The 14,464-nt window shown below is 61.2% G+C and carries 7 protein-coding genes, 1 tRNA gene and 1 pseudogene; 8 read left to right on the top strand and 1 reads right to left on the bottom strand.

The annotated features are described in order from the left end of the window. Positions 1–397 precede the first annotated feature (397 nt). From Y703_RS0100190 to Y703_RS0100180, 3 genes are all read left to right on the top strand, one after another. Positions 398–469 (top strand) — tRNA-Gln (locus Y703_RS0100190). A 91-nt stretch (positions 470–560) separates the two neighbouring features. Beyond that, on the top strand, positions 561–2,120 hold the full coding sequence (gene glmU / locus Y703_RS0100185; protein ID WP_026551120.1) for a bifunctional UDP-N-acetylglucosamine diphosphorylase/glucosamine-1-phosphate N-acetyltransferase GlmU: 1,560 nt from the start codon (positions 561–563) through the stop codon (positions 2,118–2,120). Continuing rightward, entirely contained in the window at positions 2,117–3,097 is a 981-nt protein-coding gene (locus Y703_RS0100180; RefSeq protein WP_026551119.1) for a ribose-phosphate diphosphokinase, read from the top strand. Before glmU ends, Y703_RS0100180 begins: the two co-directional genes overlap by 4 nt. Before the next feature lie 31 nt (positions 3,098–3,128). Here Y703_RS0100180 and Y703_RS16960 read toward each other — a convergent pair. Beyond that, positions 3,129–4,444, bottom strand: a pseudogene (locus tag Y703_RS16960) (UDP-glucose/GDP-mannose dehydrogenase family protein). Positions 4,445–4,783: 339 nt separating this feature from the next. On the opposite strand from Y703_RS16960, the gene Y703_RS0100170 reads away from it, so the two are divergent. The 5 genes from Y703_RS0100170 to Y703_RS0100150 all read left to right on the top strand — a co-directional run bounded on the left by Y703_RS0100170 (position 4,784) and on the right by Y703_RS0100150 (position 14,462). Then, positions 4,784–5,404: a 50S ribosomal protein L25/general stress protein Ctc gene (locus tag Y703_RS0100170; protein ID WP_026551118.1), complete on the top strand. Its 621-nt coding sequence runs from the start codon at positions 4,784–4,786 to the stop codon at positions 5,402–5,404. 19 nt (positions 5,405–5,423) lie between these two features. After that, complete coding sequence (gene pth / locus Y703_RS0100165) at positions 5,424–6,011, top strand: aminoacyl-tRNA hydrolase (RefSeq protein ID WP_026551117.1); 588 nt, start codon at positions 5,424–5,426, stop codon at positions 6,009–6,011. Positions 6,012–6,352: 341 nt separating this feature from the next. Beyond that, positions 6,353–8,677, top strand: a complete 2,325-nt coding sequence (locus tag Y703_RS0100160) for a LuxR C-terminal-related transcriptional regulator (RefSeq protein WP_026551116.1) — start codon at positions 6,353–6,355, stop codon at positions 8,675–8,677. Continuing rightward, complete coding sequence (locus Y703_RS20580) at positions 8,677–11,355, top strand: LuxR C-terminal-related transcriptional regulator (protein ID WP_081743289.1); 2,679 nt, start codon at positions 8,677–8,679, stop codon at positions 11,353–11,355. Before Y703_RS0100160 ends, Y703_RS20580 begins: the two co-directional genes overlap by 1 nt. Positions 11,356–11,810: 455 nt before the next feature. Next, entirely contained in the window at positions 11,811–14,462 is a 2,652-nt protein-coding gene (locus Y703_RS0100150) for a LuxR C-terminal-related transcriptional regulator (RefSeq protein WP_081743288.1), read from the top strand. Positions 14,463–14,464: the final 2 nt, after the last annotated feature.

Here is a 14,464-nt window from a genome sequence, read left to right as displayed (position 1 = left end):
TTTTCTGGCGGGTCACCCAGTGGCGCCCTCCAGAGCGCTCCGACTCCCAGCGGGCCACCAGATTCGGGCGGAAACCCCGCCCGAGACGAAGAAGCTGTTCTGCTGTCCATACCCCCATTCCATCATCGACCACTGACAAAACAAGGGCTCGGCCAGGGTGCTCGGCCGAACACGTTTGGAGATTATTCAGTGCTGTTGCGGGTCCAGCAGAAAAGCGGGACCACGACTCTCCAACAGCTGGGACCATTGCAGGGGCCACCTGCTAGCCGCGGTGATCCCTGCAGCTTCACTCAGGCGCTGGCTCGGGAAGGGGATACAAGTCGCAGGATGCCCCCGACTCATGGCAAACTGGATAACCGCGCTTCGGGACGAAGAATTGTCGGTTCCTTCGGCGCAGTCCGCCCTGGTGTAATGGCAGCACCCCAGCCTTTGGAGCTGTGGAGTATAGGTTCGAATCCTATGGGCGGAACTGTCGGGCAGGAGTGCCGCGGGTAGTATTGCCGGTGTGAGCCTGTACTTTTCCGGTTGACAGAGAAACTACAGGCAGGAGTGTCTCCTCAATGGGTCCGCAGACCTCAAGCACTAACCATCAGGTATCCGATGCGGAGGCAGGAGTCCTTCGGCCCGCCGCGGTCATTGTGCTCGCCGCAGGCGCAGGCACCCGGATGAAATCCCGGACGCCGAAGATCCTCCACACCCTGGGCGGAAGGTCGATGGTGGGGCACGCTATGGCCGCCGCCCGCGGTGTGGTGCCCGAGGCGATGGCAGTGGTGGTCCGGCATGAGCGCGACCTCGTCGCCGGTCATATCGCGAGCCTCGACTCCCAGGCAATCATTGTGGACCAGGACGACGTACCGGGTACAGGGCGAGCAGTGCAGGTGGCCCTCGAGGCGCTGGACCGGGCGGCTGGTGCGCCACTCGAAGGAACGATAGTTGTCACCTACGGCGATGTACCACTGCTGACCGCCGACACCCTTGCCCTGCTCGTTGAGTCCCACTCCGCCCAGGAGAACTCGGTCACAGTGTTGACCGCCGTCCTTGAGGACGCGACCGGCTATGGCCGGATACTGCGCGCCGACGACGGCACAGTCACCGGCATCGTCGAGCACAAGGACGCGACCGACGTCCAGCGGGCCCTCAACGAAATCAACTCGGGTATCTACGCCTTCGACGCGGCAACCCTGCGCGGCGGCCTCACCTCGGTCACCGCAGGCAATGCCCAGGGCGAAATGTATCTGACTGACGTATTGGGGATCGCGTCGGCGCAGGGCGGACGAGTAGCCGCAGTCGTCTCGAACGATCCCTGGCAGGTTGAGGGAGCCAATGATCGGGTGCAGCTTGCTGCCCTGGGTGCCGAGCTCAATCGGCGGACCCTTACCCGCTGGATGCGTGCCGGGGTTTCAATTGTCGACCCCTCGACCACCTGGGTCGACACCTCGGTGCAGCTTGCCGAAGATGTGACGCTCCTGCCGGGAACTCAGCTTCACGGCGCCTGCGAGATCGCACGTGACGCCGTCGTCGGCCCGGATACCACTCTCACCGATGTGGTGGTAGGAGAGGGAGCAACAGTGCTCCGGACCCATGGATCGGGTGCACGGATTAGCGCCCGCGCCACCGTCGGGCCCTTCACCTATCTGCGACCGGGCACGGTACTGGGGGAGGACGGCAAGATCGGGGCGTTCTATGAAACAAAGAATGTCACTATCGGGCGCGGCTCGAAGCTGTCCCACCTCGGGTACGCGGGCGACACCGAGATTGGTGAGGACACCAACATCGGTTGCGGCAACATCACCGCCAACTACGACGGCGTCAATAAGCACCGCACCACCATTGGCAGCAACGTCCGGACCGGCTCCAACACTGTGTTCGTGGCGCCAGTAACGATCGGCGACGGCGCCTACACCGGTGCCGGCGCCATTGTGCGCAGCGATGTTCCGCCTGGCGCACTTGCGGTCAGTGTTGCACCGCAGCGAACGGCCGAGGGCTGGGTGCAAGCCAAACGACCGGGCAGTTCAGCAGCGACTGCAGCCGCTTCGGCGCAGGAACAGGCCTCAGATACATTTGCCACCGGTGAATCCACCAGCAGCACCAATAGCACTGACGAAAGCGACAGTTTATGAGCGAGATCACCGCACGCGGCGAGAAAAAACTGGTCCTGGCTTCGGGGCGGGCCCACCCAGAACTCGCTGAAGAGATCGCTGCAGCCCTCGGCACCGAGCTGCTGCCCATCTCTGCCTATGACTTCGCGAACGGCGAGATCTATGTCCGATCCGGCGAAAGCGTGCGAGGCACCGACGTCTTCGTCATCCAGGCCCATCCAGCACCGTTGAATAACTGGCTGATGGAACAGCTCATCATGATCGATTCGCTGAAGCGGGCCTCGGCCAAGCGGATCACTGTTGTCTCCCCATTTTATCCTTACGCTCGCCAGGACAAGAAGGGTCGCGGCCGCGAGCCGATTTCTGCGCGTCTTGTCGCTGACCTGTACAAAACGGCCGGCGCCAACCGGCTCATGTCAGTTGACCTGCACACCTCGCAGATCCAGGGCTTCTTTGACGGGCCGGTCGACCACCTGATGGCTATTCCCCTCCTGGCGGACTACATCCGAACCAGGGTCGACGCCGACAATGTCACTGTGGTCTCCCCGGACACCGGCCGGGTTAGAGTCGCCGAGCAGTGGGCCGAGCGCCTTGGTGGTTCGCCGCTGGCGTTCGTTCACAAGAGCCGCGACCTGACAGTGCCCAACCAGGCGGTCTCCAAACAGGTAGTGGGTCAGGTCGAGGGGCGGACCTGCGTGTTGATCGACGACATGATCGATACTGGTGGAACCATCTCCGGCGCCGTCCAGGTGTTGAAGAGCGCGGGAGCCAAGGACGTCATCATTGCCGCGACGCACGCAGTGTTTTCGGACCCCGCAGCCCGCCGGCTCTCCGAGTCCGGCGCCCGTGAGGTTGTGGTGACCAACACCCTGCCCATCCCGTCCGAGAAGCGATTCCCGCAGCTGACCGTGCTGTCGATCGCACCACTTATCGCGCGGGCTATCCGCGAGGTCTTTGACGACGGGTCGGTCACCAGCCTGTTCGACGGCAACGCCTAGGCCAACTCATCGAAGGCATCGGGTTGGGTCTTTACGGCCGCCCGATGCCCTGATAGTTCCATCCCGCCGCTCGCCACTGTCCGGGGTCGAGGACGTTGCGGCCGTCAAGGATGTTTTTGCTGGCCACCCGCGTGGCCAGTTCCGCCGGGCCCAGCGAACGGTATTTGTCCCATTCGGTAAGGACGAGCAACGCGTTGGCCTTCCCGACGGCGGCGTCGAAGTCGGGCTCATAGGTCAGCTCAGGGAAGCGACCCTTGGCATTGGCCAGCGCCTCAGGATCGGTCACTGTGACGTCCGCGCCCTGAAGTTGAAGCTGGGCAGCGATGCTCAGCGCGGGGGAGTCCCTGACATCGTCGCTGTTCGGCTTGAACGCCACCCCCAGCACTGTAATCCGTTTGCCAAGGAGCGATCCACCGACCAGTTGGCGGGTTAGCTCGACAACCCTGATCCGACGTCGAAGGTTGATATCGTCCACCTCGCGGAGGAAGGTCAGAGCCTGATCCGCACCCAGCTCACCGGCACGCGCCATGAACGCACGGATGTCTTTGGGGAGGCATCCACCGCCGAATCCGATCCCAGCGTTGAGGAACTTGCGTCCAATCCGGTCATCCATCCCGATGGCGTCCGCCAGCAGTGTGACGTCAGCGCCAGCGGCGTCGCAAACCTCAGCCATGGCATTGATGAAGGAAATCTTGGTCGCGAGGAACGAGTTGGCGGCCGATTTGACCAGTTCAGCTGTGGCATAGTCCGCAACCAGCCTGCGGGTACCCAGTTCCAGGGGTCCCGCATACACCTCGTCAAGCATCGCCGTCGCGTGGCTCCCTGCCTCGCCCGCCGGGACGCCGTACACCAAACGGTCAGGACTCAGCGTGTCCTTGACGGCGAAACCTTCCCGCAGGAACTCAGGGTTCCAGGCGAGGCTTGCCTCGGGGAACCGTTCCGCCAGGTCATCGGCGAGCCGCGCTGCGGTTCCCACCGGGACAGTCGAGACTTGCCCACGACCAGGTTCCCCGCTTCAAGCGAGTCCACCAGCGAGGAGAAAGCAGCATCGACATACCGCAGGTCCGCCGCGTACTCGCCCTTGCGCTGCGGGGTCCCGACGCACAGGAAGTGGACCTGAGACCCACGCGCGTCTGCGATGTCCGAGCTGAACTTGAGCCGGCCGGTCTGCAGGACCTCGTTGAGGAGTTCCGGGAGACCCGGCTCAAAGAAGTGCGAGCGCCCCGCCTGGAGCTCGGTAATCTTCCGCTCGTCGACATCAATGGCGACGACTTCATGCCCCAACTTCGCCATGCACGCCGCGTGGACAGCACCGAGGTAGCCGCAACCGATGACAGAAATTCGCATGTTGATCCTTTGAAGGGTCGGCCCCGGATCCTCTGCAGGATCCGACGCTCCATCAGCTGTGAACTGTATGGGTCACACATTAGAGGATGATGAGAAACTCCAGATGAACAGAGCACGCGCCGGAGAGCTGCCACGTCGCCACTGACTCCCTGGGTGCTGTATTATCGAATGCGATGCCTAGGCGAGGGAGCATCCCGGTAGTACCCGGGAACTGCTCCGTGATCGACAGTGGCTAGCGACTAACGTCCAGCACGGAACGTGTTGACGATTAACTGTTTCTAGACAGATGCCGATCGTGACCCAAGCAACGATCCACTAATCGTCATTACAGGAGATTCCATGTCCGACCTCACACTCCCCGCAGAAGTACGCACCGAATTCGGTAAGGGTGCGGCACGCCGCGCACGCCGCGAAGACAAGATTCCTGCGGTCATCTACGGCCACGGCGCCGACCCAATCCACGTGCTGCTTCCCTCCAAGGCGACCACCTTGGCTCTGAGGACCTCCAACGCCCTGCTGACCCTGGACGTCGAAGGCGAGAAGCACCTGGCCCTCGCCAAGTACGTTGTCCGCAACCCGCTGAAGCGCATCGTCGAGCACCTCGACCTACTGACTGTTCGCAGCGGCGAGACGGTAATTGTTGACGTCTACATCCATGTCGAGGGCGAATTGGCGCCGGGCGCCGTGATGAACCTCGAGCACACTTCGGTTGAGGTTGAAGCCGAAGCGACTCACCTGCCGGATTCACTGACCGTTAACGTTGAAGGACGCACCGTTGGCGAGCACATCCATGCCTCCGATATCGTCCTTCCCAAGGGTGTCATTCTGCTGATCGATGACGACACCCTGATCGTGAACATCAGCGAGCCCACAGTTCAGGACCTCGGCGACGACGATGAGACAGTTGCAGAGGGCGACGTCGTAGCCGCTTCCGGCGAGAAGTCCGAAGAAGGCGAGTAGCCACTTCGCTGGCGGATTCGTGGCGACTGACACGTGGCTGATAGTCGGGCTCGGGAATCCCGGGCCCGACTATAGCCGTAACCGGCACAATGTCGGACAGATGGTCCTTGACGTACTCGCGTTGCGTCTAGGCGGGAAGTTCAAGAGCCACAAAGCACACGCGGCAGTCCTTGAAGGCCGACTCGGCATGGGTGGGCCACGACTGGTGCTGGCAAAACCCCTCACGTTCATGAATCTCTCAGGTGGGCCGGTCAGCGCGCTGTGCCGTTTCTATGACATTCCCGCCGAACGCGTGATCGCTGTCCACGACGAGATCGACATTGACTTCACCACGATCAAGTTGAAGACCGGAGGCGGCGAGGGCGGACACAACGGTCTGCGGGACATCTCCAAAGCGATCGGGACTAAAGACTACCTACGAGTCAGGGTTGGGGTGGGTCGGCCCCCGGGGCGACAAGACGCCGCCGACCACGTGCTCCGCGATTTCAGCTCGGTCGAAAAGAAGGAGCTGACGTTTCTGCTTGAAGATGCAGCCGATGCAGTTGAATCACTCGTCAGTGACGGGCTTGTCAGCGCTCAGCAGAAGTTCCACTCCGCCGGCAAATAGCGGATAAAATGAATTGACTACCAGCGGTCAGGTAAGTAAATACCCTCGACCGCGTCACGCCAGGGTGGCCCCAAATACCGGGGCCGACGTTGGGCGGCCTCTGAGACTGGGCCACCCCCATCCCAACGTCGGTCCCTTTTTTGTGCCCATGATCAGCGCTATCGGCTTCGAACGCCGAGGCCAGGAGACATCATCGCCAGCACCCAGGCTGAGGAATGCAAGTAGTCGATGCGTAATTTGCTGGCAAAACCCGAGTAGTCGCTACTCATGTGCGGAGCGCCCGCAGGTCCTAGCCTGTTCAGTACTTCAACACGCTGGGAACGCGAAGGAAAAGGTCTCTCATGAGTTTCGATGCCAGTAACTACTCCTGCAATCCTGCCCCCACACGTCTTGGCGGAGGGCCTGCCGGAGGGAGCCCCCAGCTTTTGGCGTCCCGGGTACTCAAGGTCCGCGAGCAGTTGGCGGACTCGCTGAGAGATCAGTTGATCAGCCAGTCCGTCCCATCTGGGATGATCCTCCTCGGTGGCACTGGAACTGGTAAAACATCGATGATGCGGGCACTGGTAGACCGCCTACGGGCAACTACCTGCCTGATCCACCTGCGTGGCTCGACTCATGCCGAGCAACAGCCCTATGGTGCCCTGCGTGTTCTGTTGGCTGATCTGCCCGAAGACCTGCTAGATCATCCGGCCAAGGTGATCAATGGCTTGACACGGGCACTGAAAGATCGGGCGCACGATCTGCCGGTGATCGTGACCGTCGATGATGCTAATCACCTAGATGGAAGCTCCATCACAGCACTGGGTCAGCTAGTGCAGGCGGGGACGGTGCGGCTGGTCGCTGCGTGCACTGACCTTCCGGGAGCGCCACAGTACTTTCAGACCCTTTGCCGCAAGGGGATTCTGGTCCGGGTAGATATGCCTGATCTCACCCAACAGCACGTCGCTGACTACCTCCTCGCTGCGCTCGGACTTCCTGTCTCCCGCGCATCATCGCTCGCACTACACCGCCAAAGTGCAGGAAACGCCAGGCTGCTCAGCGCGCTCCTCGACGACTATCTGGCAACAGGTGCCCTGCGCTGCGTCGGCGGCGTTTGGGTTTTGGCTGCCGATGAGGTGAATCTCGGCGCAAACGCAACACACCTCGTGACCGACCGCATCAGAACTCTACTGCCATCGCAGCGCCAATTGCTCGGCACCCTCGCAGTAGCGGGCGAAACCCCGCTGGCCGTAGTCCCCGCCGATAACCTGGGCGATCTGGATGACCTTCAGGAACTGGGGGTGCTATCGATCGATAGTGATCGGTGGGCGAGCGTCTCGGTGATCGGCCCCCTACTCAGCGACGTGATTCTCGGTCGAGCCAGTCGGGTCGATCTTTGGGAGCCGGGTCAGCCGGGTCAGAGGATAGCTGTCGACAGTTCCGCCTCCTCCGGCACAAGTGGGGGGAAATTTAACGCAGAAAGGTCGCTTGAGCGCGCGCGTGAGGCAGCTTTCAAAGGCGAATATCGGCGGGCTATCCACGAATTGAAGTCCCCGGAGTTTGAACTTGGGGCGTTGGAACCAGAAGCTCGTCAGCGTGCAACTGTTCTGTTGTGCGAGGCGTTGGCGTTCACCGGCCAGGCGGATGACGCAAAGGAGGCGGCAAACTCGCTGCAACTCTCCCGCTTCGAGGGGAAGGAACTACCGACGCGCATTGCCATTACGCTGGCAGTACTTGAAGCATCGGTAGGGAACGTGGCCGCCATGCTGGAAGTGTCAGCCCACTTACGTAACCGCAGCTGCGGCACTGGGACGTACGAGGAACTCGCCGAAGGCATAATCCTAGCGGCAGGCGGGCGGCTGGTCGAGGCTGAGAGTCTGCTGCTCCCCGCACTTCGCCAGCTTCAGATACACGATCCCGCGGGCGTCGCGCCGCTCGCCGCTGCGGTACTGGCATGGATCAGCACTGCGGATGCGCCCGAGCGGGCAGAACAATATTTATCGATGTCCATGGCGGAGTCCATTGCGTCTCCGTGGATTGTTCGGAGGTTGACCAAACACTTTGCTGCCCTCGCGTTACAGGGCACAGCTTCGGCTGACCGCGCGGCATTCGAGCTCCGGGCACTCAGTAGCCAGGACGAAGAATTAGGCAACAGCTCGTGGCAACTGGTCAGCCTATGCAATGCGATGAGACAAGGTGATCATGGTGTCGCGCAGTTGATCCTTAAGCTCAGTCCCACCTGCCAAGGTCAGTATGCGTCGCTGTGCCAGCTGTATGCCAAAGGTGTCGATGCCGAAGACGCCGAGCTGCTGTTACATGCGATGGATACCGCGCAGGCCCTCGACGACCGCTTCCTTGCCCGTGACATGGCTGTTTCGGCAGTTCAACTTGCAACCCAGTCGGGGGATCAGGTCACCAGGGGTTATGTCGCTGAACGCGTCCGCGGGGTCGTTGTGCTAACCGGCACCGTGCTCGGCGCACGTCGCCAGCTCGCTTCTCTGACAGGCAGGGAGGCGGAAGTTGTTAGTGCTGTGGTTGACGGCAGGTCCAACCGAGATGTTGCGCTGGCACTGGGGTTGAGCGTTCGCACGGTCGAGGGGCACCTGCATCGGGTCTATACGAAGCTGCATGTCAGGACGAAAGCGGAATTGCTGGCCAAGGTTGCCCTCAGCGCAGGAGCCACGTGATGGGCCCCCAACGAGGGTTTGGAAGTCTCGTGGGACGCTCCGCCGAGATTCGGGCAATTGCGGTGAGCATCCTGGATCCGATGATCGGCGGCGTTCTGGTGTGCGGGGCACCGGGCATCGGTAAAACGGCGGTGGTCGACGCTGTCCTCGATCAGTTGGACGGCACGGTAGATCCGGTCACGGTCTTCGCTGATGCCTCACTGGAGGACGTTCCCTACGGCGCACTTGCTCCAGTATTCAACGGACGTTTCCCTAACGATCTCAGCTCGCCGCTATCGGTCCTGCGCAGCATTCGGTCATCCCTGCGGTTGACCTCAAACGATGCGGCGTTGCCGGTGCTGGTTGTTTTGAGGAACGCCCATCATCTCGACGAAGATAGCAGCCACTTGCTCGGTCAACTCGCGCTTGCTGGCGAAGTCCGGTTACTGATCCTGTCCCGTGGGTCAGGGAACAGGCCCGAAGAACTGGACGCGCTGCGCCGAGATGGGCTACTTGCACTGTTTGAGCTTGAGGCGCTAAGCCCTGACCAAACCACTCAGCTGTGCCGGCAGGAGCTGGGCGACATCGTCAGCTCCGGCTCCGCAGCCTTCATCTCGGACTGGTCTCAGGGCAACCCTCACCTTGCGAAAGAGCTGCTTGCTCACCTTGTTCGTTCAGGGGCAATGGTTAAACGAGACGGAGTGTGGCTGATGGCCCGTGCCCCCGAATCGCCAGGAAAGGTGCTTATTGATCAAGTACAGACCATTCTCCACGGCTGTACTCGGGCCCAACGCCGGGTAGTTGAGGTTGTTGCTCTGCTGGGTTCTATCCCTATCGCGGCTGCCCGACACCTGTTGGATGCCAGCGCTGTGGAAGAGGCATTGACAATCGGTATCCTGTCATATTCCGGACCACAAGGCAGCGACAGGAGCCTAGTTACGATTGACCCGAAGGTTTACGGAAAAGTGGTGAGAGACCTGGTTCCGCCCGGGAGACGCGCCGAAATCCTGCATTGGCTTCAGGATTCAGCGCTTGGACGCGGACTGCTGAAAGGTGGCGGAGTCAGCGGCAGCCTCACCTGGGAAATGGACCTGGGTTACCCGATCGAGGACCCCCTATTGCTGGAAGCAGCACATCTGGCCAACAACGGGTATGCGCCCCGCCTGGCACAGCGGTTCTGTGCCGCAATCACCTCGCCAGAGTTCGCCACCGCGGCGCGGATTGAAATAGTGCGAAGCATTTTTAGCCTGGGTGACACCGAGGCTGCTGCAGCTCAAATTCGTGGCCTGATGGAGGACGCTGCGGACCAGCTGACCCTTTCGACCGCAGCTGTTACCGAGGCTAGAATATCGCTGCAGCGTGGCGGCGGGCCTCACGGTCTTAATGAGGTGGCCGACCGCTGGGTGATCATCGGGCGTACCTTGCCAATTGACCTCACACATCAACCAGAGCAGGGCGCGGCGATCCTGAAGTGTATAGCTCTCAGCCTCGGGGGTGACTACGGCGCCGCTACTGAGTGGCTCAAGCAGATCACAGATGACGCCCCCCCGAAATCCGCTACTGGCATGGTTGCCCAAGTGCTTCTCGGGGAAATGCTGGGCGCAACAGGGGACACCACCGAGGCGAGGAATCTCACCCTGCGAGCCGTGGCTGAAACCTCCTCCGGCGGGACCCTTGTCAACCACTACCGTTCAATCACCGCCCGTCACGGATCTCTGCTGGTGCAGACCGGAGACGAAGCAGGGCTCACCGAGCTCTTGCAGTGGCACGAAGAACACGCACCGCCAGAACTTCGATACTTTGGCGGCGACATGATCACGCTGCAGGGACTCATGGAATTCAGAAGCGGAAGAATAACGAATGGTTGCGAGCTGCTGGCCGCTGGGATAGAAGAACTGCGGCGCTGCGACCCAGAGTTGCTGCTACCCCTAGCCTTGGGAACAGCCGCCTTCGCCAACAGACTGGTTGGAGAACTGGGGAAGTCCCGCACCTATACGCAGGACTATAGGACGCTTGCATATAGTGGTTCCTTGCCCCAGCGGCTGGTCGCTGATGCCTATGTCTCCGCTGCGCAGTCATGGCCAGCGGTAAGCCCGGAGGACCTGTTGGTTGTGCTGGAGCGGGCCGACGAAGCCCGCGCAGCCGGTCTTGTTCACGCGGAGGCAGAAATAGTGGAGGTTCTCTTTCTATTGAAGTGTCCCGTGCAGCAGGAACGAATGCAGGACCTGACGGAGCGGATGGGCGCCGCTGACTCAGAGGCTGTCCAGATCATGATGGAGGTCACCGACTCACTCGATCCCGGGGTGCTGGCAGCGGCAGGCGCCAGGGCTTTGCAGCGAGGAAGGCGCCTGCTAGCGGCTGAATGTCTGGCCCGCGCTGCTATCGGCTTTGCCTCAGTAGGAAACGGGCGAGCCCAGCGGGGGGTCCTGCAGCAACTGCGGGAGTTGGGCACTTCGCTGGGGCGGGTCCGCACCAGTGCCATGAGCGATGAGGTGATGGACCAGGTAGGGCTGACCCAGCGCGAACAGGAGATTGCGTGGCTTGCCGCAGACGGCGCAGCATCCAGCGAGATTGCCAGAGGGCTCACCGTCTCCCGTCGAACAGTTGAAGGCCATCTGTACCGGATCTATCTCAAACTCGGAATCTGTGGTCGGGACGAACTGAGTAGAGGCCTTGCAGCGGCGGGGTTCGCCCCCTGATGGTGTTGCGTAGGGCTCGTCGGAGGTGGAGGTAGGCGTCCACAATAAGACGAGTAGCGACTACCTATGTAAACGGGTGACTGATTTTCTAGACTGGTTGAGTCACCCAGGCCGGGCGCGCTGGCGAGACGCATCCGCTGCAACGGCGGACCCACGGTCGGGCCGGCGGCGGCCAGCCTTCTGAGACCGGGCTGATCCCCAGCCCGTCGCCGGCCCCACCATGGGAAGATTCGACCGCGTTGTTCAAGGCAATTCGATTGCGCTGATCACAGGTTTCTCCTAATCCTCCGTGCCTTATTACGCTAACCGGCGTATGGTGGTGTCCTAGTATGTCGGATGCCGAGGCGGAGTCTGCACCCGACGTAGGACCGGAAGCGGGACGACACACCGCTTTCTTCGTAACTGTCGGGCTGGGACGACTCGCCGTGCCGACCTGCACCGTGTAGTGGGGCGCTATGTTTTGGGTGCAAGGAGTGTGGCCACTTGTTGGCCGGGGGAACGAGCTGAATACGCTGCGGGAGGCCGTGGCTAATCCGGCGTGGAATGGTGCCGTTCTGATCGGACCTGCGGGCATCGGAAAGACTGCTCTAGCCCAGAGCGCCGCCCGGGACCTTGGAGCAGAGTACGAGCTGCTTTATCTGCGCGGCAGCGTCATCACAGCCGATACGCCCTACGGGGCCCTCAACTTCGTCCTCAGCGAACTCGATGACGATGCAGTCGACAATCCACTGGTCCTCCTGAAAAGCCTCCGGCACCTCTTCGCTTCACGGATAGATGGCAAGCGCACCCTGATCCTCGTCGACAACATCGAAGATCTGGATAGCGCATCGGCAATGGCCATTGCACACCTCGTCAGAAGTGGCTCAGTCAAAGTCCTGCTAATCTGCCAGGTCCTTCAGGCGGCACCCGAAGAGTTTAGCGACCTATGGAAAGACGAACTCATCCGACGGGTTGATGTTGGCCCTCTTTCGTTGGCTGACACAACACAGCTGCTTGCCGCAGCCCTTGAGGGCCCGGTATCCCGGTCCGTTGTGCTGGACGCGTGGCACGTTAGCGGAGGTAGTCCGCTCTTCCTGCAAGCGATCTGCCGGGAGCAGGTGGATTCCGGATACATCACCGTTCAGGATGGTATCTGGGTGGCAAGTGGCCGGAAGGCCCCGGATCCAAGCCGGACGATCACTGAGCGAATTACTGCACGCCTTACCCGGCTGACGATTGATCAGCTGAGAACTGCAGAAATTGTCTCGATTGTCGGCGTCATCCCTCTTGAGCTGCTCACAGAGTTCGCTGGGGGGGACGAGATAGACGCGTTGATGGAATCAGGGACCCTCCAAATCGGGCTATCTCAGCGGCCGACCGTACGCATGGCTAATGGGCTTGTAGGCGACGTGATAAGGGCCCAGGTTCCAATCGGCAGGAGTCGTGAACTTCTCTACCAACTGGCTGCCGCGTCGCTTAAAGTTCCTATGCCGGCGCTGAGCCGGATGAACTACGCCGCCTGGTGCCTGGACTGCTCGATGGATATTGAACCCGAGCTGGCCATCGAATCTGCGCAGCTCGCGAACCGCTACTTTAATACTGAAGGTGCATTGCGGTTTCTCGAGGCTATTCCACCCGCACAGGTAGGCGCCGCGGAGGTTACCGAGGAGGCACGAGCCTACGGCAACCTGGGCGACACAAACCGTGCGCTTGCAGTCCTCGAAAGTTTCAACGAATCGGTGCTGGACCCCGCTGGGCTGGGTGAATGGATTGGGATGCAGGCGCTCAGGTGCCGTCTCCTTACCCGTGATCACGATCGCTTCGTCGATGTGGATGGTCTTCTTGACGAAATTCGCAAGCGGCTGACGCTGGAAGGTCAGGTCGACCGCGCAGACCTTGCCGGTTTCCTTGCGGAGACTGTTGTCCTTGAGGCCGAGCTGAACGCCTATAACGGCAAATATCCCACGATGGTTGAAGCCCTCGGGGGGCTGCTGAACCGGAGCGGCACCATGGACACGTCCATCAGTCACCAGCTGTGTGGCTGGATGGCTGAAGCATTGTGCATGACTGGAAGGCAGGAAGACGCGCTACGGCTCAGCCGCCTCGTGGTGTCGCGACTCGCCGACTCCAGCGATGACCCACTCATCGCAGAAGCTGCCCAGGTTCGGCTATTCGCGGTGATGTTGATCTCGGGCGAGTGGGAGCGGTGCCTTTCGATGCTGACCGATCATGCAGAGAGTGCGCTGGCAGGCATCTTCGATGGGTCCTCGTTCGAATTGGCTGAGGGCTGCCTTTACGCTTACGCGGGTCGAGGAGCGGAAGCGCTCGGGAAGTTGCTTCCGGCACTGAGTCAGCTACGGATCCGTGACAGGCAGGAGTTCCTTTCGTTGGCGGAGGCCGCGACCGCCTATGCATACGCACTCACCGGAGACGTTCAACTGTCGATGTCTCACCTCGCGCAGGTGGACCTCGAATCCCGTCGGTATGACTGGCACACCAGCCGGGCAACCAAGTATTTCGCAGTACTGGCATCCACCGCGACACAGGATCCACTCCTGGCAGCGCAAGAGATGCTTGACCTCGCGAACGAGGATCGAGCAGAAGGCAACCTCGGCCATGAACTGTTTTTTCTGTGCCAGGCAGTCCAACTTGGACTCGTTGACGAGGCAGAGCGACTTGCGACCAGCGGTATGGATGGGCAGGGGGTTTTCGCTGAGATTTGTGCGCTGTACGGCAAAGGCGTCGCATCGGGTGACACGGCTCAGATCCTTCAGGCGGCGACGCTGGCGGCCAGCGTCGGTAACCGCCGACTGGCAGCCGACGCGGCCAGTCTGGTTCAGCGGTTAGCCAATAATGGGCCTGGGGAGGGGGAACGGAGAGCCGCTATCGCGGCCGACACTGTCCTGCGCTCTGTAGGACGCGGCGGAGGGGAGCTGCGAGAGCGCGTGCTGGACAAGCTGACCGAAAGAGAACGCAGCATTGCACGCCTAGTTGTCCAAGGATCCAGCAATCGGGACATTGCTACGCTGCTGACCCTGTCCATCCGAACCGTCGAAGGCCATATGTATCAGGTGTACGCCAAGTTGGGGGTCTCCAACCGCAGCCAATTAAAGCTGATCCTTGAATAGTT

Origin of the sequence: Arthrobacter sp. H20 (assembly GCF_000520515.1) — a bacterium.
Lineage (GTDB): Bacteria > Actinomycetota > Actinomycetes > Actinomycetales > Micrococcaceae > Arthrobacter_D.
This window is presented reverse-complemented; position numbering and strand designations above follow the sequence as displayed.

Coding starts and splice junctions, on each gene's coding strand:
- glmU (WP_026551120.1), top strand. CDS start 561: ATGGGTCCGCAGACCTCAAGCACTAACCATCAGGTATCCGATGCGGAG.
- Y703_RS0100180 (WP_026551119.1), top strand. CDS start 2,117: ATGAGCGAGATCACCGCACGCGGCGAGAAAAAACTGGTCCTGGCTTCG.
- Y703_RS0100150 (WP_081743288.1), top strand. CDS start 11,811: ATGTTTTGGGTGCAAGGAGTGTGGCCACTTGTTGGCCGGGGGAACGAG.
- Y703_RS20580 (WP_081743289.1), top strand. CDS start 8,677: ATGGGCCCCCAACGAGGGTTTGGAAGTCTCGTGGGACGCTCCGCCGAG.
- Y703_RS0100170 (WP_026551118.1), top strand. CDS start 4,784: ATGTCCGACCTCACACTCCCCGCAGAAGTACGCACCGAATTCGGTAAG.
- Y703_RS0100160 (WP_026551116.1), top strand. CDS start 6,353: ATGAGTTTCGATGCCAGTAACTACTCCTGCAATCCTGCCCCCACACGT.